This window comes from Lysinibacillus sp. VIII_CA, from assembly GCF_049943995.1.
Taxonomy (GTDB): domain Bacteria; phylum Bacillota; class Bacilli; order Bacillales_A; family Planococcaceae; genus Lysinibacillus; species Lysinibacillus pinottii.
In genome coordinates, this window is sequence record NZ_JBNFXM010000001.1 from 480,867 (window position 1) to 501,215 (window position 20,349).

A 20,349-nucleotide genomic window follows, 5' to 3' on the forward strand; every position below is an offset into this window, starting at 1 on the left:
AAAAAGACGAGGACCTTCATCCCCGTCATCACCTACTATAATTATTCAGCGTTACGCATTTCATCTAGTACGCGATTTACACGTTTTTCTAACATTTTCATACCACTACCACCAGCTTGCATATGACGCAGTTGACCATCTTTATCAAACACAAAATAAGCAGGTACATATTGGTTTTCAAAAGCATCTGTTAATTTCATTTCGCTATCCACAAAGATTGGTTGCGAAATATCATGCTCAGCCGCTACTGCCTTAATTGTCTCTAAATCAGTATCTGCTTCAGAACGCGGCATATGTACTGCTACAACATTTAGTTCATCTTTATATTGATCACGGAAATTATTAACATCAGGCATAGCTTCTTTACATAAATGACAGCTTACTGACCAGAAATGAATTAATGTTGGTTTTTTGCCTACTAGTTCCGCTTTTGTTACTTCGCCATTTAACCAAGTTGTTGCGCCAACTAGTTCAGGCATTTGTTCACGAAGTTTCATAAAAATCCTCCTCTAATAGATCATTTTCTTTAGATGCTTAAGATTTGGTTAAAACTCCTCCCCAAACTCTATTGCCATCTAAGATAAAGTAAATTAGCACTCGCCACTTCACTTAAAAGTCCCCACAAACATGTCGTGGGGACTCTTTTTTTGTTACAGCATGACTCAACTCTATGCTCTTATAGAGTTGCTTGACCTGGACGCCAGTTTGCTGGGCAAAGACCGCCAGTTTGTAGTGCTTGAAGTACACGTAATGTTTCATCAACATCACGGCCGATATTATTATCGAATACTGTTTGGTATTTTAATTCACCTTCTGGATTAATGATGAATAAACCACGTAGCGCGATACCTTCTTCTTCAATTAACACACCATACTCTTTTGATACTTGATGGTTTGTATCCGCAGCTAATGGGTATTTTAATTCACCTAGACCATTTTGAGTACGGTCTGTATTAATCCATGCTAAGTGAGTGTGGATTGTATCAGTAGAAACACCAATTACTTCTGCATCTAAGTCTTCGAACTCGTCATAACGATCACTCATTGCAGTGATTTCTGTTGGACATACAAATGTGAAGTCCATTGGATAGAAGAAAAGTACTGTCCATTTATCTTGTGCTTTAATATCTTCTAATGATACTTTACCAAATGATTTGTCTGAAAGTACTGCTTCCATTGTAAAGTCAGGTGCTTGTTTACCTACCATGCGTTCTGCCATAATAAATCCCTCCGAATAAATATGTAGTTTATATATTCCATTCGCACAAGCGAACTCGTCTTCTACGATAGCAGAGTAAACGTAGTTTTTCAAACAAGTAAGCTCCGCCCAATTACACGATTGAAATAAGGCGACAAAAAATTGTCAAATCCGAAATTGGAATTTCTGCTACATCCTATTTATTAGCTATTTTTAACAATTATATTCTTCTTTATACAATTTTTTTCTCCACTACATTTATGACTCTTTTTTTAACATTTTACAGCGATTTTTTTCATAAATAACGATTGCAAATTTTTATTTATTATGTATAATTGTAATGGTTTTAGTAAACTAAAAGTTTCGTTAAAGTAAACTTCATATTTCAAAAGTTTATGATTGCTAAACTTCTTCTAGGAGGGAAAAGATGCAAATAGGAGCAAAAATTAAAGCGCTTCGTTTAAAAAAAGGTCTTACCCAAGAGGAACTTGGAGAACGTACAGATTTAAGTAAGGGCTATATTTCCCAATTAGAGCGTGATTTGAATTCACCTTCTATTGAAACACTTTTTTCAATATTAGAAGTGTTAGGGTCCACACCCAAGGAATTTTTTGATGATGAATCACCTGAACAAAAGGTAGTTTATACGGAGGAAGATCAGTCCATCTTTACAGATGAAGAGAAAAAATACGAAATTCAATGGCTCATTCCAACATCCAACGAAAAAGAAATGGAGCCCATTTTCTTAACATTTGAAGCCAATGGCGAATTCAAGCAATTTGAGCCATCACTATCAGAAACATTTATTTATGTAGTTAAGGGGCGTATTCGTCTCGTTTTAGGGAATGAACAATATATCGCTAGTGAAGGCAATGCTCTTTATTTTGACGCGACAGACCATCATCAAATTTTTAATGCCCATGCTGCTGAGACGAAAATTTTACTCGTTGCAACGGATTCATATTTATAGCTTAAGGAGGCGCATCAATGACAATGAATTCTATTATACGTTTTGAAAATGTATCCAAGTCTTATAGTGACGGAACAGTCGTCTTAAAGAATATCAACTTGGAACTAGAAAAGGGCAAATTTTATACTCTCCTTGGCCCATCTGGTTGTGGAAAAACAACCATTTTACGAATTATTGCTGGTTTCACAGAACCTACAACTGGGGATGTGTTTTTCCATGATAAAAAAATAAATTCTGTTCCTGCCAATGAACGTCAGGTGAATACTGTTTTTCAAGATTATGCGCTGTTTCCTCATTTAAATGTATTTGAAAATGTCGCATTCGGACTACGTATCAAGAAGTTACCTGAAAAGGAAATAAAAGAACGTGTGGCGGAGGCATTAAAATTTGTCAATTTAGCAGGCTATGGCAATCGTGAAATCTCCGAAATGTCTGGTGGTCAACGTCAGCGTGTAGCAATTGCGCGTGCCATCGTTAACGACCCTGAAGTAATTTTACTGGATGAACCACTTTCTGCATTAGACTTAAAATTGCGTACAGAAATGCAATACGAATTGCGTGAATTACAGCAACGTCTTGGCAAGACCTTTGTTTTCGTTACTCACGATCAGGAAGAAGCACTTGCTATGAGTGATGAAATTTTCGTCTTAAGTGAAGGGCAAATTCAACAATCTGGTACACCAGTAGATATCTATGATGAACCTATTAATCGCTTCGTGGCAGATTTCATTGGTGAATCCAATATAGTACCCGGTGTCATGATTGAAGATTTTAAGGTTGAATTTGCTGGTAAGATTTTCGAATGTGTTGACCAAGGTATGAAACCAAATGAGAAAATTGATATTGTTATACGCCCAGAGGATTTAGAAATGACAACTATAGATAAAGGGAAGCTTGTAGTAAAAGTAGATACACAATTATTCCGTGGCGTCCATTATGAGCTATCTACGTATGATAAAGATGGCAATGAATGGCTAGTCCATTCGTTGAAAAAAGCTGAAGTAGGGACAGAAATCGGCTTAGACTTTGATCCAGAGTCCATTCATGTAATGCGTTTAAATGAAACAGAGGAAGAGTTCGATAAACGATTAGAATCCTACGGAGACGACGAAGATGCAAACTAAGCCATCAAAATCAGCGTTATTTCCATATGTTTTATGGATCGCCTTTTTTGTTATCGCGCCGATTGCACTCGTTGTTTATTATTCCCTACTCGATTTACATGGCAATTTCACGCTCGATAATTATAAAGCGTTCTTCACTTCTGTTTACTTAAAAATGACATTAAGCTCGTTTTGGTATGCATTTTTAATTACATTATTTACATTATTAATTTCATATCCAACTGCTTACTTTTTAACAAAAACGAAACATAAGCAGCTTTGGTTACTGCTCATTATTATTCCTTCATGGATTAATTTATTGTTAAAAACATATGCCTTTATCGGCATCTTTGGTTTATACGGGCCAATTAATGCATTTATCGAAGTGTTTGGCTTTGATCCAAAGCAAATGCTTTTTACGGATATTAGCTTTGTTTTTGTATCCGTGTACATTTTTATTCCGTTTATGATTTTACCGATATTTAATTCTTTAGATCGTTTAAATCCGACACTTATTTATGCATCTCGTGATTTAGGCGCATCTGCCTTTACAACGTTCCGTCGCGTTGTTTTACCATTGACAATGGATGGTGTTAAATCAGGTATTCAGGTTGTTTTCATCCCTGCTCTATCACTTTTCATGATTACTCGCTTAATTGCAGGAAATCGTGTTATCACGCTTGGTACAGCGATTGAGCAGCAATTCCTTGTGACACAAAATTGGGGGATGGGTTCAACTATTGCCGTCTTCTTAATTTTATTTATGGTCATCATTATGCTTGTTACGGGACAAAAAGATAAAGGAGGTCGCGTACGATGAACAAACTCTCTGCATCAGCCAAAGTCTATTTAACGATTGTTTTTGTCGTTCTGTATGCACCCATTTTCTATTTAATCTTTTATTCGTTCAATAGTGGTGGCTCCATGAATAACTTTGAGTCCTTTACTTTAGAGCATTATCAGGCTGTTTTTGAAGATTCAAGGCTACTTGTTATTTTAATCAATACTGTTATCGTAGCATTACTATCTGCTTTAATTTCTACTATTATTGGAACATTAGGAGCCATTGGTATTGTCACTGTCAAAGATTCAAAAATGCGTAATACATTATTGTCCCTAAACAATGTTTTAATTGTCAGTCCAGATGTCATCATTGGGGCAAGCTTTTTAATTCTATTTACAATGGTTGGCATTAAATTAGGCTTTGCTTCAGTATTATTAGCACACGTAGCGTTTAGTGTACCGATTGTAGTGTTAATGGTTTTACCTAAATTGTTAGAAATGAATAAATCACTAATTGATGCAGCGTTAGATTTAGGAGCAACCAAAAAGGATGTTATGATGCGTGTCATTTTACCGTATATTCAGCCAGGTATTTTTGCAGGCTTCTTCCTAGCTCTTACGTATTCATTAGATGATTTTGCTGTGACATTTTTCGTAACCGGCAATGGCTTCAGTACATTATCGGTAGAAATCTACTCGATGGCTCGAGCAGGAATATCTCTCACAGTTAACGCTATTTCTGGATTAGTATTCTTTGTAACCGTTATCGTTGTGGTTGGTTATTACTTCATTACAAGTCGTACAAGCAAAAGAACGGAGGGACAACAATGAAGTCATTAATTCAAGCGACCATCGCTATCCTTGTTGTTTCTGCCCTTTTATTCTATGCTGCTGACGCCTTAAGTGCAGGTGGCGGTAAAAGTGGAAAAGACACTTTAACCATTTTTAACTGGGGAGAGTATATTGACCCTGATCTATTGAAGGAATTTGAAAAAGAAACAGGTATTCATGTCATCTATGAAACATTTGACTCTAATGAAGCTATGATGACAAAAATACAGCAAGGTGGTACAGCTTACGATATTGCTGTTCCTTCTGAGTATATGATTGAAAAAATGAAGGAAGATAATTTATTGATTCCTTTAGACAAAGCAAAAATACCGAATTTAAAAAATATCGACCCTTACTTTTTAGACTTACCATTCGATGATAACAATCAATATTCAGTTCCTTACTTTTGGGGAACAGTAGGGATTGTCTATAATCCAAAACTAGTTGGAAATTTAGATTTCTCTTCTTGGGACGATTTATGGGATTCTTCATTAAAAAGAAAAGTATTTTTAGTAGACGGTGCCCGTGAAGTGATTGGGATGGGGTTAAATAGTCTTGGACACTCCTTGAATTCATTGGATAACAATGAACTACGGGAAGCAACTGACAAATTGATTACACTTGCGCCCAACGTAAAAGCGATCATTGGGGATGAAATTACACCATTAATGATTAATAATGAAGCAACAGTAGCCCTCACTTGGTCTGGTCAGGCAGCAGACATGATGTTTGAAAATGAAGAGTTGGACTTTGCTGTTCCTGAAGAGGGCTCCAATCTATGGTTCGATAATATGGTTATTCCCAAAACATCGAAAAATATTGATGGTGCACATGCCTTCATCAATTTTATGCTAAGTGCAGAATCCGGTGCTCAAAATGCCGATTATGTTGGCTATTCAACGCCAAATATTGCTGCGATGGACTTAATGGACCCAGAAGTAGTTTCAGATGAACGCTACTACCCATCTGAGGACCAACGTGATACCTTAGAGGTATACAAAAACTTAGGTCCAGATTACTTAGGAAAATATAATGAACTGTTTTTAGAATTTAAAATGAGTATTCGATAATTTATAAGAGCGAATTGGTCTACAAACCAATTCGCCTTTTTTATTTAAGCATTCATTTGTATCGCTATATTTAGAAAGAAATTCTACTAGTAACCAGTTGTCGATCATACAATCCCACTTCGTCTAGGTATCATCAATTTTTTCAAGATGCCAGCAATCTTTAGTTTTTCTTTATCCATAAAAAGACCTTGAATCTACGTCGTACGACACCTGCGCATTATAACTTCATCTTTAACTTTCATCTACACGGTTATAGGTAAGCTTTCTCATAGCAAACGCAATTATTTATTTTCACTAGTTTTTTACTCTCCCTACTTCAAGTCTCTAGAAAAAGCAATTCTCTCTCCTCACTCCACACCCCGAATTTTTATGAGATAAAAGCTTTTCTGGAAAATCATTCTACATATCGAACCAGTTACAGCAATCTCAACTATTAGCCAGCCATAATTCTTTATGATAGACTGTACTATATTTGATTACAAAAAGGGGGGCTTGTCGATGACCCAGCAGAAGTCCAATAAGGCGGCTTTGTATATTTTAATGTTTAACATGTTTATCGCAATGGGGAGTATTGGAATTATTATTCCTGTAATGCCTGAATATTTAAGAATATTTGGAGCAGCAGGACAAGTTCTAGGCATGCTTATTGCAACGTTCGCCTTAGCACAATTCGTATTTTCTCCAATTGCTGGGAATCTTTCGGACCAGTATGGGCGGAAAAATTTAATTATTTTCGGTCTTATACTAACAGGACTTGCACAAATCGGTTTTGGCCTTTCTACAGATGTATGGATGCTCTTTTTAGCACGTTTTTTAGGTGGCCTTGGCTCTGCATTTGTAGCACCTCCTATTATGGCTTTTGTAGCAGACGTGACAACTTATGAAGAACGCGGAAAAGGAATGAGTTTGTTAGGAGCTGCTATGTCTTTCGGCTTTATGATTGGCCCTGGAATTGGTGGTTTCCTTGCAAAGGTTAGCTTACATTTTCCATTTTTCATGGCGGGAGCTGCCGCCATTTTAGCGGCTATTTTATCTTACTTTTTATTACCATCTACAAAGCCAAATACTGCGCAAAATAGACAAAAGCAAGATAATCTGGTAAAACAGATGGCTCGCTCTGTACATATGCCTTATTTTGTTATGTTAATTATTATGATGGTATTCTCATTTGGGATTGCTAACTTCCAAACGACCTTATCACTATTTGTGACAGAGAAATTTAATTACTCACCTGGCGATATTGCCATCATTTTAGTTGTTGGTGGTGCGTTTGGGGTAATTGTACAAATGTTTATTATTACGCCACTCTTTAAACGGTTTGGTGAAATGAAAGTAGTTTTGGTCAATTTATTTATTGCGGCCGTTGCTATTTTCTTAATATTATTTGTTTCTGGTTTTGCACTAATATTAGTTGTTGCAACCATCTTCTCTACGGCGACAACGTTGATTCGTCCAGCTGTTAATACTCTCATATCAAAACTTGCAGAAAAAGAGCAAGGATTCGCAGCCGGCTTGAATAATGCCTATATGAGTCTAGGAAATATGATTGGACCCGCTTTGGCTGGTTTTTTATTTGACTGGAATATGAACAGTCCTTATATTTTTGGTGCCATTATCTTATTAGCTTGCTTCTTCCTTGCCCTGATTTGGACATTGAAAAAGGCGCCTCAGCTTATGCATCCAGATTCACATTAATAGGTAACTCTTATTGACTATTTATTGAAGTATGTTACACTTCTAAAAAATAGAAAAATACTTACCACTAGGGGAGTCTTCTAAAGGCTGAGACGTATATGGTTATATACGGACCCTTCGAACCTGATCTAGTTCATACTAGCGGAGGGAAGTGGCGCTTCTTGCTATTTTCAGTGTATAAGCAAGGCCGCTTCCTGTCGTTTGAAGGAAGCGGCTTTTTTCATTTTCCTAGTGGCTAAAATGAAAAGGAGTACACCTAACATGTCTATTAGAAAATTAACAATTATGGCTTTATTAGTAGCGATTGCTATTGCAGGTTCTACTTTTATCTCCATTCCAACTGGGATTGCTCGTGCTTATCCGGTACAGCACGCTATTAACGTAATAGGAGCCATTATACTTGGACCCGTATCTACAGTTGTAGTTGCCTTTGTTACGGCCATTATTCGAATCCTTACAGGGACAGGCTCTCTTTTAGCCATTCCTGGTAGTATTATTGGTGCATTATGCGCAGGGCTTGCCTATAAATATAGCGGTAAAATTTGGTTTGCTGGTTTGGGTGAAGTGATTGGCACTGGTCTTCTAGCATCACTTGTAGCAGTGCCCTATGCAAATGTACTAATGGGAACTTCCGTAGCAGCCTTGTTTTTTATGCCTGCCTTTTTAATATCAAGTACAATTGGAGCAATTTTAGGCATTTTAGTAGCTAGCAGTTTGCAAAAAACGGTGCTAGTAAGATATTTTAATCCTACTCTCTTTATTAAATAGTGTCGTAGGAGGATTTCTTTTTCCATGAATGTACAAAAAGCAGTGCGAAATTCGCACTGCTTTCATCTAAACTAAATTATTGGCGTTTTTTCATACCCTTTAATAGTTGTGCTACATTCGTGTCTTCTGCTTGTACAGGGAGATCCTCTACCAGTTGCTCCTTTTTCTTCGACTTCGTTAGGAAATTCCAGCCAAAGCGCCTTATTGTTATATCAATAAAGAATAAGAGCATACCTGCAAGGAGAAGCCATGTGGCAATGTTTTGACGATCCGCCCCTTGCTTTGTAAAGTCACGGAACACTTCTTGTGGTTCTTTTAAAACAGCACCACCTGTTTGTTCGGTTATTTCTTCTATTAATTTATCATTAACAGGAAGAAGTTCATATTCAGCGCTGTAAGGAACACTTAATCCCGCCTGATAAATCGTTTCCTTTTCATCAGCGATACGGAAGAAGATTAACCCCGGCTCAGCTTGTACCACAGCTCGCACCTGAGAGGCTGATATAGTTTCAAGCTGTGTGTCTAGCTCTTCACCCGCTTCATTAACAGCCACAATATCTAAAAATGCTGCTTCATTTGTAGGGTCTGTAATCATAAAGGATCCATCTGATTCTACTCTTACATCGTAGGCAACGTCATTATAACTTGGGAGCATTTGCGAAATAAGCGTTTGCCAAAATGTGCCCCAGTCCTGCCATCTTGCCCAGTCTCCTGACCACTTTCCTGTTGAATCAGAAGTAAATGCGAATGTTTTGCCAAGACCGTATTGCCATTGTGCTAATACTGGATCTTCCTTTTCGCTTTCAGCCACGACGGTAGCACCCTGCTTTGCGGTTGTTCCAATATAAGCATTCATTTGTGGAACGCCATTGGCAAATAGCGTATTCCATCCCCCTGCATTATACAGTACAGGATAGAATGGATTATCTTCAATGTACGTACGGGAAATCATGGCCGTTTCACGAGATAAAATGGACGGAATAGTTTGCTCATCGATAACATTGTAGAAACGTCCACTCCCCATCTCACTCAGAGCTTCCAATAAGTTTGCATCCGCGTCTTGACCAATAGCTACTGTCGATAAGGTTATTCCGTTATCTTTTCCTTGTTCAATTAAATCGTCATAATTTCCTGGCTGCGATTGTCCATCCGTTAAAAGAATAATATGCTTACGTTGCAGTTTCATATCTGCTAGGTTTTCATATGCTTTTGCCAGTGAACCATAGATTTCTGTTCCGCCTCCTGGTGTAACGGATAAAATGGTATCCACTGCCTCTTCTTTATTATTCAAAGGTCCAGTCTCTATAATTTCCCAAGGACGATCATCAAATGCTATAAATCCTAATGTATCTTCATCACGTAGCATTTCAACTGATCGTGCAGCCGCTTCCTTTGCAAGCTCTAGCTTGGATCCTGACATACTGCCAGAACGGTCTAACACAATGACAAGTCCTAGCGAAGGTAATTGTTCTTTCCCCTTTATCTCCATTTCAACAGGTAATAAAGTTTCAATTGGTGTTTTAAAATAACCACCTAAACCAAAGCTATTTTCTCCACCCACCATTGCAAAACCAACACCAAAGTTTTTGACTGCTTGCTCTATCACACTCATTTTTGCCTCACCGACTAAATGTCCCGGTACATTATCAAAAATAATGGCATTATATTGCAAATAACTGGAGAGTTCATTTGGCAAGCTTTCAGGTGATTTTACATCATAGCCTATTGATTGCTGACCAAGTGCCGCCGCTAGTGGTGAAGCTGTTTCATAGCCATTCACAATGAGTAAATGTGGTTCGCTTTGTACCATTGTGACACTTGTTAATTTATTGTTTTCAAATATTGCGTCCTGTCCTACTTGAACAACGGCTTCATATTTCACCAGCCCTTCACCAGTCGCTGCATGTTTATAGGTAAACATATTCGTTCCTTCGGCTAGCTCGACTCCCTCACGATGAATCAGTTCATCATTTTCATATAATAATAGCTCGCCTTGTCCAGCTGTTGTTGCATGCACTTCTGTTACCAGTTGTTGTTGCTCACCTACATAGGCAACTTGTGGGGACACAAAGCTTTTTAATGAAACATCATTCACAACAGGCTGACTGAAGGGCACAACATCCACACTAATATTGGAGCCTTTAAACTTCGTGGCGAAATCTAAAGCACTTCCCTTTGTCTCATTGCCATCTGTTAATAGCACAAGGCGTGTTGCTTTTTTCGGATCTATAATACCTGTGGCAAGTTGCAGGCTTTGTTCTATATTCGTTTGATCAGTAGCCTTTATTTCCGTAAACTTTGGTACTTCCTTTAATGTTTTAGTCATAATGGCTTCTGTTTGTAATGTTGATGAGAATGAATACAGCCCTGCAAGCTGTTCATCTTTTTTCGATTGTAAACTATCCTGTATAAACTGTACCATCTCATCTTCAGTCCCATTCATGGAAGCTGAGCGGTCAACTAGATACACGATTTGTTCTTCTTTTATAGGTAATAAAAGATACGGCCCTGCCAATGCGAAAACTAAACAGCCTACCGCTAGCATGCGAATCATAAGTACGAAAGCATGACTCTTTTTTAGTCGCTGTCGTTCTCGCCAATAGGTCCAACCAAAATAGATGAGTAATGGAAGTAATAGCAACAATATGAATGGCATATCAATTCGTAAATCCACGACGTCGTTGCACCTCCCACTCTAAAACAAGTAAAACTAAAATAATAAGAATTAGCCAAGGGACAAAAGAAGCCTTCGAAATCTCAGCCTTTCCGTTATCAGAAATATCCCCTAATGTATAGCTTGTTCCTTGCTCAATAACACGTTCTTGCGCCTGCAATTGTACAATAAAATGTTTTTCTTCATTATTAGAACGCACAAAATAGATGCCAGGTTTTGTTGGCGCAGTTAGCATACCATCCGTAACCAATGATAGAAATTCATCTTCTTGTGAATATACGCTCCAGTCTTCCTGCGCTAAAGCTACTGCTCTTTGTTCATTTGGTGTGAAAATACCGAGTGAACCAATGGATTCTGATAACTGCTGTTCAGTACTCCATAAGAATAACGGGAATGATGGGTGTAGTGGCCAATCCGTATCTGCAATATCTGCTAAGACGACGATATCCCCTTTAGGAGAGCGCTGTATAAACGGCTTTTCTCCAACAGTAGCGATAGTTTCATAATTTGTAAATCCAGGATACAAGGCGCTAACATAAACATCCTTAAGCTCACTAAAAGCAAATAAAGCATCACTTTTAGTACTTACTATGCCACTTACCTCTACCTTTTCAGCATCATCACGGCCAAATAACACAAGAGGTTTGACCATCTTTTCCAGCAATTCAGCTTGATTAGTGATCACCGTGGCATCCTGATTGTCTACTACTTGTAAAGGCGGAACGATTTTCACACCCGTACTTACGGATTGAAATCCTTTTTGAATCAATTGATGCATGCCCTGATCAACCACAATTTTTGAAGTAGCCGTTTGTAGTAAAACCGTTTGTTGATTATCTACGTCATAATCATCTTGCGCATCAATAATCGCTGTCATCGATTTTTCTACAGGTAACTCCTTGAAGGTTTTTGTTATCGCTTCCTTTGGAGGAACAGCGATATTCTCAGCTACTAACTCTTTACCCTCTTCATTTAGTAATGCTAGTGTGACCTTTTGCTCGTTGTCTGTATCATTATGAAGCTGCACAAGCGCCATTGTAGCCTGTCCATCTGTTGTTGCAGCAAATCGAGTAATAGCAATATTTGTTAAGTCCTTCGCAGCACCTCTTACTAGCCATTTAACGGAGTCCTTATTCATAGGTAGTTGTTTTTTATCGAGTGCATCTGTAAATACATAGATGGAAGTCGGTGTATCTCCTACAAATGCTTGTGCCACATCTAGCGCCTTATCCATTTCTGCCGTTTCATAGGTTACTTGTAAGTCTTTAATACCTTTTTCGATTTCTTTAACATTTGTCTCTTGCTGCAAAATCGCTTTTGGTGCTGAACCAGTCGTAATTAACGTGACTGGTCTCCCATTTAATTCATCTATAAGCGTCAGCATTTCCTGTTTATGTGTGTCAAAGGTAGATTGCCCCTTACCAGCTAACATTGTTGCAGAAGTATCCACAATAAATATAGTTTGCTCACCAACAATCGTTGATTTTTTCACATAGGGATTCATGAGTGCCAACACAAGAAGCAACAATGCTAGTAACTGTAAATAAAGTAGGGCATTCTTTTGCAAATGCTTTAAATAAGGAGATACCCGTGTTTCCTGCATAATCTCAGACCAGAAAAGTGTTGAAGAGACCGGCTGATCTGTATATTTTTTTCGAAAGAAATAATAGAGTAGGACAATGACCGGGATGATGGCCGTCCAGCTAAACATAATTTGACTAAAGCCCAATACGGCTCACCTCACCTAATCCAATGTGCTTTTAATAATTGCTGAAAGATTGCCTGTTGCAAACCATCTTCCACCTTCAATTGTAATTTTCGAATGCCGAAACGACGACAAATAGCTTCAAACTCTTCTTCATGTAATAAACGTCTTGCATGATAGGTTTCTAGTACTTTAGTGGACATTGTCACATTGACTTCATTACCTGTTTCACGATCAAGAAGACGCACATCCCCTGAATAATTTGGTGATAGTTCTTCTTCCGTCACTATTTGTAGTATACGTACATCGCCAGCATAGCGTGGTAGCCTTTTTAAAAGTTGCTCCCATTCTTCAATTGACTCTAGACCATCTGTAACAATAAATAACACTGTACTATCCTTTGGTAAAGCCTTTAAGGCACCCTGTGCAAAAGGATTCGAATAACTCGCTTCCTCTATATCTGTTACTATTTGTAAAAATGCTCGGCGATACATGGCGCCCTTGCGACGAAATGGAGGCTTCGTTTCATCTTGTAAAAATGAAAAAGATAAACGATCGTCTCTACCAAGTACCATTAAACCAAGGGATGCCACTATTTGACGAGCAAAAGTCCACTTGGCATCCATGCTCATTGATTTTGTGGTATCGAGTAGGATGTGTACGCGCATTTCTTGTTCATCTAAAAATCTTTTAATAAAGTATTTATCCGTTCGGGCAAAGACGTTCCAATCCACTTGTCGTACATCATCACCTAAATGATATTCTCGAAAATCCGAAAAATCGAGGGATGCCCCAAAGCGCTGTGAACGATGCGAGCCTTTATGCTGCCCGCGTAGCTTGGAGGCAGTAGCTACTTGAAAACGACTGATTTTCGCTAACCAGTCTTCGGGCAATAAGTAGTTGGCTGTCACTTGCTAACACCTTGTTGAACCTTTTCTAAAATAACATCAATGACATCATCTGCTGTTTTTCCTGAAGCCTCCCCTTCATAGTTCAATAGCATCCGATGACGTAATACAGGTTTTGCTACTGATTTAATATCAGCCACTGAAACATGGAACCGACCATTCATCAGCGCTCTAGCTTTTGCTAATTTTATTAAACTTTGCAAACCACGAGGTCCACTGCCATACATCGCATATTGCTTGACCTCGTCCAGAGCATCAGATCTTTCTGGGTGCGTTGCCACTACTAAATCGGTTGCAAATTCAAGCATTTCATCAGCAACCAGCACTTCCTTCACCATTTGCTGGGCTTCTATTAGAGCCTCTGTATTCATCAGTTTCTGTAAGCCAATTTCCTGAGCACCTGTCGTTCGCTTCATAATTTCCATTAGCTCATTTTTTTCCGGATAGGGGACAAGAATTTTACAAAGGAAACGGTCCATCTGTGCTTCAGGTAACGGATATGTGCCTTCCATTTCAATCGGATTTTGAGTCGCTAACACGAAAAATGGTCTCGCCATTTTTTTTGTATCGCCCAAAATCGTTACCGTTTTTTCTCCCATTGCTTCTAACAAAGCACTTTGAGTCTTGGGTGTAGCGCGATTTATCTCATCTGCTAACACCATCTGACTAAAAATAGGGCCAGGCTGAAACGTAAATTGTTGTTTACCATCTGGGGTGCGTTCAATCATACTTGTCCCAGTTATATCCGCCGGCATAAGATCCGGTGTAAATTGTATACGTGAAAACGATAAGTCAAGAACTTCAGAAATTGTACGAATTAACATCGTCTTCCCTAAGCCTGGTAAACCTTCTAATAATGCATGACCATCTGCTAGTACAGCATACAAAGTATAATCAATCGCATCTTCTTGCCCTACAATAAAACGATGAATTTCATCTTTTACTTGTTGTAATTTTGTACTCATTTCTACATATTGTTGCTCTGTAAATGCCATTTCATTTCCTCCTACTGCGACTCAATTGACGTGAAATAAGATTGCACGACATTTTGTAAATCCTTCGGTAATTGTAAACGCTCTGAGCTTTCTAAATAGCTGTCTTTATAAGAACCAATTATTTCTTCATACGGTCGAATGCTGCCCTTTGTTATCGGACCATTCCCCTGTTGCTCAGAGACATGAGAGCCATCTCCTAATGCTCCACCATCCACGGATGTCTCGTTTGACCCACCAATCCGATTCGGTGTCGTTAATAAATCTCGACCACCTTGACCTTTACCTGCGCCCTGACCTTGTCCCTGTCCTTGTCCTTGGCCCTGTCCTTGTCCTTGACCCTGTCCTTGTCCCTGTCCTTGTCCCTGTCCTTGTCCTTGACCCTGTCCTTGTCCCTGTCCTTGTCCTTGACTATTACCATTTTGTTGTTGGGAACCATTTTGAGCATTATTTTGACCAGACTGACTCGTCTGCCCTTGCTGATTGCTTGGCTGGGAATTACCAGATGACTGCTGACTACCTTGTTGTTGATTATTATTTTGATTGTTAGTGCCAGCATTATTAGCACTTGCAATTGCATTTTGTAAGGAATTACTCGCTGGTTTACCAAGTTTACTCATAGCTGTTTGTGTGGCATTTGCATTTTGTGTGAGCTGTTGCTGCATTTGTGCAAGTTCCTTCAATTGCTCAACTTCTTTTTTCGATAAGCCTTGTTCATCGGTAGCTCCGTCTTGACTTGCCGTTTGTTTATCCTTTAATTGCTGCTCCTTAAGAGCAAGCTCCTTTTGCTTCTTCACCACTTCGCGGAGTGCCTCTTCAGCTGTTTCTGCTTCCTTAAGCGTGTTTTGAAGCTCTTGCAATTGCTCTTTCACTTCTTTTGTCTGCGCTTTTTTCTCCAGCTCCGCAACTTCCTTCTTCATATCGTCGATTACAGCTTGCTCTTTTTCAACTTCAATCGCTTCTATTTGAGTCGCTGCCGGGAACATATAAAGAATTGCTAGGACGACAGCAGTGCCAAATAGTCCAATAAACGCCTTTGGTCGAAACAAATTTTTCTTGCGAGCCTTAAAGCTTATGAAAGCCTGTTCAACATTCTGTATCGCCTTTAATAATAATGCTTGAACAAGTGGGTCCTGATCGTCTTTCAATGATAAAGCTGTAACCAACTCATTATGTGAAAAATAGTGATCCAATGTATGCAAAGCTTCTTTCTCTTTGACACGTCTCCACCAGATGTAAACGATCGTTGCAATAATAAGTGTAACAAAGATAGCCAACGCAATTTGGCGGTAATAGGGCCAGACAAATAATCTTGAAATAAGAACGAGAGAAGCACTCGAAAGCAATGCCAAAAACAGACCATATTGTGCAATAGGAATGCTTTTTTCAAGTGTTAAACTCGACTTTGCACGCTGAATATATTTTCGTAATTGCTTACGACGCTCCATAATAATTCCTCCTCATCGGTTACTTTTCATGTTGGCACGTAATTTTTTTATGGCAACTGTTAAACAAAGTACAATAATCAATACATAAACGATTAAATAAGTAATCCACACAGGTAGTTCCACTCCTGAAAGTTCAGCTAACGCATTTCCCATCTCAGGTGAAATCAGCGTCAGCATTAGGGCACCTGGATTAATTGAAGCCCAAAAATAAGTCATAAAGGAGGTACTTGCACCTACAGCATTACCCATTTGATGGAAAGCCATTGTTAAAAAGAAGAAAAACGCTGTAATCCCACCTAAAAAGATAATAGAACCATATGTGGCAATCATGGCAACAATCGTTTTTTTCGTAATAGTTGAAAACATGACACCAATACTACCTATTGCTACTACAGTAACTAAATAGAATAAAAATATAGAAACAAGCTGGGAAGGTGAAACCCCACCAAATAGGAACACTAAACTATATAATGGTAATCCTGCTACAAGCATTAAAACTAGAAACGACACCGATGATAATAATTTACCAACAACAATTTGTGTAGAGCTTTGTGTCGTTGTTAGCAAAATATTCAAGGTTTGTTTTTCACGCTCACTACTGATTGCTCCTGCTGTTAAGCTTGGAGTAATAAAAAGAACTAATGCCATTTGTAAAATGGTTAATACAGCAAACATCATAAAACTTGTTTCTGGTTTAAAGAATCCCTTGCCAGTAAATTCAGTGGTAAGCAATAAAAAACCTGCAATGAAAATACAAAGTACCGCTAAATAAAACATTAATCCTGAGAAGCTTTTAAAAGAACGGAATCGTAATTTTAACTCTTTCACAAATACTGGATTATAAAATCTTTCCATCATTGACTGTCCGCTCCCTTCGTAATCGCCATAAAGACATCCTCTAGATCTTTCTCTTCCTCACTTAACGCATAAATAGGTAAATCTGCAAGTATCGCCTTTTTCAGTAATGCTACCTGCTCTGCATCTGTTCCACGATAATTAAAGGCTATTTCTAGACGATGCTCAAGGACATCAATAGATGAAATATGGGGATCTTCTTCCAAATATGCACGTACTTCGTGTATACGATCTGTTACTTTCATGACGATACGCTTTTCTCCCTGTAACTGCGCCTGAATGGCAGCAACATTTCCATGTGCAATTAATTTGCCATTATCAATGACGCCAATTTCATCACACATTTCAGCAAGCTCAGGCAAAATATGAGAAGAGATTAAGATGGTTTTACCCATAGACTTTAAATTCCGTAAAATATCTCGCATTTCCACACGGGCGCGAGGGTCTAATCCTGACGCAGGTTCATCTAAAATCAATACTTTAGGATCATGGATAAGTGCACGTGCAAGACATAAACGCTGCTTCATCCCACGCGATAATAAATCAACGTATTCATAACGTTTGCTCGTTAAATTTACAAGCTCTAAAAGCTGTGGAATCAGCACTTGGCGCTCTGCTAGTTGAATACCGTAGCTAGCTCCATAAAAATCTAAATATTCATCTACTTTTAGCTGGTCATAAACACCAAAGAAATCAGGCATATACCCGATTTGCTTGCGTACTTCTTTCGGTTCCTTAACAACACTTTTACCGTTTATCAACGCATCACCTGATGTCGGTGACAGTAATGTCGCTAAAATAGAAAATGTTGTTGATTTACCCGCTCCATTAGCACCAACAAAGCCAAACACGATGCCTTCTTCTAAGGACAAATTTAAATGATCCAGTGCCGTAAAGGAGCCATATCTTTTCGTTAGGTCACGAATTTCAATCATGATTATTTTGCCACTCCCTTCAGCTCTATTTCAGGTAATTTCGTTTGTTCACCAGTTGGATCTGGACCATACTTAATTTCAAGTCGAACTTCACTATCTTGATTAATAAAATTTTTAATATTATCTGTAAACACTTGCTTTGTATCAACTAATGGCTCATACATATTTGTGGCATTATTCCATATCGACAGCTGCATACGTTTAACATCCTTATTAGAAATGGTTAGTTCATTAAGTGATTCCACAGCGTCCATAAATTGATCAGGCATTGCCATTGTTAATTCGTATAAACCATCAGATAGATACCAGTTATTCAATTCCTCATCGATTTTATCGAAATATCCACTCGCGGATAGTGAGTTTAATGAGTACGTGAAATTATTGCGTTTCATTGTAAATGGTCCTGATAGTTCCACTTTCCCTTTAAACGGTTGAACAAGCATTGTAATTGGAGACATATTTGCACTTGTTTCAAGCTCAGCCCCTACTATCGCTTGATCTGTCCATGCTGTAAGTATTGGCTGTCTATCATTCTCTACAAGTGGTAATGCTAATGTTTTCATTCGTTCAACACGCATTGGATCTACCTCATCCTTCTGAGATGGGTAACTGTAGTTGTAATTATTAAAAACAGATGGCTTTTGAAGTACCGTTGTCTTCAATTCCTTGTCTACTTGCAAAGTTCCATTTGCTTTAATATCACCCAGCTTTACTTCTTTCACGCCAGAAATTAACGTGACGTCTTTTAATACAAATGGGAAATTATTTTTTATTGTTCCAGTCAGCTTTTCATTTTTCAATGTGATATCAACATCCATTTTCCCAATATTTTGAGCTGATGTTTTCCCTCCAAATGATTGAACAGACCAATAATTTAAATCACGTAATGTTAACGTTGAACCGTTGGCATTTTCTTTAATATAAGAAGATTCATGTAAATCACCCACAGTACCTGTGAAATTATTATAATTTCTCATCGCAACTGCCGTTGTATTTTTATCCGTATTAACGATAAAATCCCCGCTACGATTCGTTAAGATTGATTCAACATAATACCCATTCAAACTACTATCCTCATTGACCTTATAAAATGCGGATTGTTGTACTTGTGGCTGAACAATTCTGTCTTTTGCTCCAACAATGAAAAGACCAATCGAAAGAACGATTGAGAACACGGGAATAATCCACCATGCATGCTCACGCTTGTCTACTTTTTTCAGAACAAAATAAAGAACTGGGCCAATGATGATAATATAAAGAATAATGACGATAAGCATATAGCTTACTGAAACTTCAAAGGACGGGAATAATTCATTTATGCTACGAAGCTCATAAGAAATTTGATCGAGAGGGGATTGGCCCTGATTCATCATTCCATGCTGCGAAATACTTTGAATATCGATCATTTTTGCTAGAAGGGCTGCATAGCCATCCATTGAAGCAAGCGGCTGATCTCCTAAAGAAAAGGCTGTTTGAATAATTTCACCACCGCCAATTTTTTTCTTCGAAGCTAGTACAACATTATTCTCCGATAATACCGGTAAACTTCCTTCAAGATTAGTAGCTGTATGAATCGAAATTGGCTGCGTAAAAATACCACCGCCCGATAATTTTGTTAATGTTTCTGCAGAGATAGATGTCGTCTCTTGTGATAATGACATTGGTAAATAATCTTTAAAAACCCCTGCTGTGGCATCCACTTGATCAGTAGCCCCTAAAAGTAATGTACCCCCATCTTGTACCCATTTCAGCAATGCCTCTTGTTGTTTTTGTGCTAAGTCGGCTATTGCTACTTCATCTACGACGATGACATTTGCCATGGCAAGTCCTTGTTCATCTTCTGGGAATGTATAATCCTTTAATTGATTAATGTTAAATATTTCTACATTGTTTTGAGGAACAAATGATGATAAACGTAAAAGTGCTGATAGTCGATCACTTTTATCTGTCAATGTATAGACAAATGTTGATGTAGGATCTAAAAAATTCGATTGTAGACGCTTAGTCCCCTTATAGGCAATCTTTTTTCCTTTTTCAATATTTCCTTCATAAAAAGCAAATAAATCTGCGTCCGAATATCCATTGTCAGCTAAACCATCTAGATAGAAGGTAAATGTCTTCTCTTCTCCAGCTGCTATATCAATTGGAACGACAAGTGCGGATGCTGCTTCATAGGAATTAGAGGAATTTATTGCCATATCTCCAGAAAAATCTGCACCGTTATTTTTCACTGTAACTTGTAAGGGCACAACTGATTGATATTTAGCTTTCCCTGAAATGCCTGCTGTTGCTTTGACCTCTAATGGTGCAGCAGCTTGCGCCTGTGTGGAAGGCAACAGAAAGCTCATCATCAGCATTACTAATAAAGTCAGTGCCGTAATTTTTGTCTTTTTCAAAAGCTCAACCCCTTTTTA

At 38.3% G+C, this 20,349-nt stretch carries 17 protein-coding genes and 1 riboswitch; of the genes, 7 read left to right on the top strand and 10 right to left on the bottom strand.

Annotation, left to right across the window (positions count from 1 at the left end; genetic code table 11):
• Positions 1-41 precede the first annotated feature (41 nt).
• Positions 42-497, bottom strand: a complete 456-nt coding sequence (locus tag ACP3VS_RS02375) for a TlpA family protein disulfide reductase (protein WP_012293064.1) — start codon at positions 495-497, stop codon at positions 42-44.
• Positions 498-676: 179 nt separating this feature from the next.
• Positions 677-1,219, bottom strand: a complete 543-nt coding sequence (locus ACP3VS_RS02380; protein ID WP_004224676.1) for a peroxiredoxin — start codon at positions 1,217-1,219, stop codon at positions 677-679.
• A 406-nt stretch (positions 1,220-1,625) separates the two neighbouring features.
• On the opposite strand from ACP3VS_RS02380, the gene ACP3VS_RS02385 reads away from it, so the two are divergent.
• The 7 genes from ACP3VS_RS02385 to thiW all read left to right on the top strand — a co-directional run bounded on the left by ACP3VS_RS02385 (position 1,626) and on the right by thiW (position 8,418).
• Positions 1,626-2,168 carry a helix-turn-helix domain-containing protein gene (locus ACP3VS_RS02385; RefSeq protein ID WP_012293063.1) on the top strand — a complete coding sequence of 181 codons (543 nt, stop codon included), beginning with the start codon at positions 1,626-1,628 and terminating at the stop codon, positions 2,166-2,168.
• Positions 2,169-2,185: 17 nt separating this feature from the next.
• Positions 2,186-3,292 (top strand): ABC transporter ATP-binding protein, encoded by a 1,107-nt coding sequence (locus ACP3VS_RS02390; protein WP_031418840.1) that lies wholly within the window; start codon positions 2,186-2,188, stop codon positions 3,290-3,292.
• Positions 3,282-4,091: an ABC transporter permease gene (locus ACP3VS_RS02395; RefSeq protein ID WP_031418839.1), complete on the top strand. Its 810-nt coding sequence runs from the start codon at positions 3,282-3,284 to the stop codon at positions 4,089-4,091. The genes ACP3VS_RS02390 and ACP3VS_RS02395 overlap by 11 nt, the downstream gene beginning before the upstream one ends.
• Positions 4,088-4,885 carry an ABC transporter permease gene (locus ACP3VS_RS02400; protein WP_036160896.1) on the top strand — a complete coding sequence of 266 codons (798 nt, stop codon included), beginning with the start codon at positions 4,088-4,090 and terminating at the stop codon, positions 4,883-4,885. Before ACP3VS_RS02395 ends, ACP3VS_RS02400 begins: the two co-directional genes overlap by 4 nt.
• Positions 4,882-5,955, top strand: a complete 1,074-nt coding sequence (locus ACP3VS_RS02405) for an ABC transporter substrate-binding protein (protein ID WP_426388338.1) — start codon at positions 4,882-4,884, stop codon at positions 5,953-5,955. The genes ACP3VS_RS02400 and ACP3VS_RS02405 overlap by 4 nt, the downstream gene beginning before the upstream one ends.
• Before the next feature lie 498 nt (positions 5,956-6,453).
• Positions 6,454-7,650, top strand: a complete 1,197-nt coding sequence (locus ACP3VS_RS02410; protein WP_012293057.1) for an MFS transporter — start codon at positions 6,454-6,456, stop codon at positions 7,648-7,650.
• A gap of 59 nt (positions 7,651-7,709) precedes the next feature.
• Positions 7,710-7,817, top strand: a riboswitch (TPP riboswitch).
• A gap of 94 nt (positions 7,818-7,911) precedes the next feature.
• A complete protein-coding gene (gene thiW / locus ACP3VS_RS02415; protein ID WP_426388340.1) occupies positions 7,912-8,418 on the top strand; it encodes an energy coupling factor transporter S component ThiW in 507 nt (168 codons plus the stop codon).
• A gap of 76 nt (positions 8,419-8,494) precedes the next feature.
• Here thiW and ACP3VS_RS02420 read toward each other — a convergent pair whose 3' ends face one another.
• Genes ACP3VS_RS02420 through ACP3VS_RS02455 form a run of 8 tightly spaced genes read right to left on the bottom strand, consistent with a single transcriptional unit; the run spans position 8,495 to position 20,331 of the window.
• Entirely contained in the window at positions 8,495-11,092 is a 2,598-nt protein-coding gene (locus ACP3VS_RS02420; RefSeq protein ID WP_426388341.1) for a VWA domain-containing protein, read from the bottom strand.
• Positions 11,076-12,821, bottom strand: a complete 1,746-nt coding sequence (locus ACP3VS_RS02425) for a vWA domain-containing protein (protein ID WP_031418834.1) — start codon at positions 12,819-12,821, stop codon at positions 11,076-11,078. The genes ACP3VS_RS02420 and ACP3VS_RS02425 overlap by 17 nt, the downstream gene beginning before the upstream one ends.
• 11 nt (positions 12,822-12,832) lie before the next feature.
• On the bottom strand, positions 12,833-13,708 hold the full coding sequence (locus ACP3VS_RS02430) for a DUF58 domain-containing protein (protein ID WP_031418833.1): 876 nt from the start codon (positions 13,706-13,708) through the stop codon (positions 12,833-12,835).
• Complete coding sequence (locus ACP3VS_RS02435) at positions 13,705-14,700, bottom strand: AAA family ATPase (protein WP_012293051.1); 996 nt, start codon at positions 14,698-14,700, stop codon at positions 13,705-13,707. The genes ACP3VS_RS02430 and ACP3VS_RS02435 overlap by 4 nt, the downstream gene beginning before the upstream one ends.
• Before the next feature lie 11 nt (positions 14,701-14,711).
• On the bottom strand, positions 14,712-16,145 hold the full coding sequence (locus tag ACP3VS_RS02440; protein ID WP_325881138.1) for a hypothetical protein: 1,434 nt from the start codon (positions 16,143-16,145) through the stop codon (positions 14,712-14,714).
• 12 nt (positions 16,146-16,157) lie between these two features.
• The gene (locus ACP3VS_RS02445; RefSeq protein ID WP_012293049.1) at positions 16,158-17,003 is read right to left on the bottom strand and encodes an ABC transporter permease; all 846 of its coding nucleotides are present in this window, start codon (positions 17,001-17,003) and stop codon (positions 16,158-16,160) included.
• On the bottom strand, positions 17,000-17,935 hold the full coding sequence (locus ACP3VS_RS02450; RefSeq protein ID WP_012293048.1) for an ABC transporter ATP-binding protein: 936 nt from the start codon (positions 17,933-17,935) through the stop codon (positions 17,000-17,002). The genes ACP3VS_RS02445 and ACP3VS_RS02450 overlap by 4 nt, the downstream gene beginning before the upstream one ends.
• A 2-nt stretch (positions 17,936-17,937) precedes the next feature.
• Positions 17,938-20,331 carry a hypothetical protein gene (locus ACP3VS_RS02455; RefSeq protein WP_426388342.1) on the bottom strand — a complete coding sequence of 798 codons (2,394 nt, stop codon included), beginning with the start codon at positions 20,329-20,331 and terminating at the stop codon, positions 17,938-17,940.
• Positions 20,332-20,349: the final 18 nt, after the last annotated feature.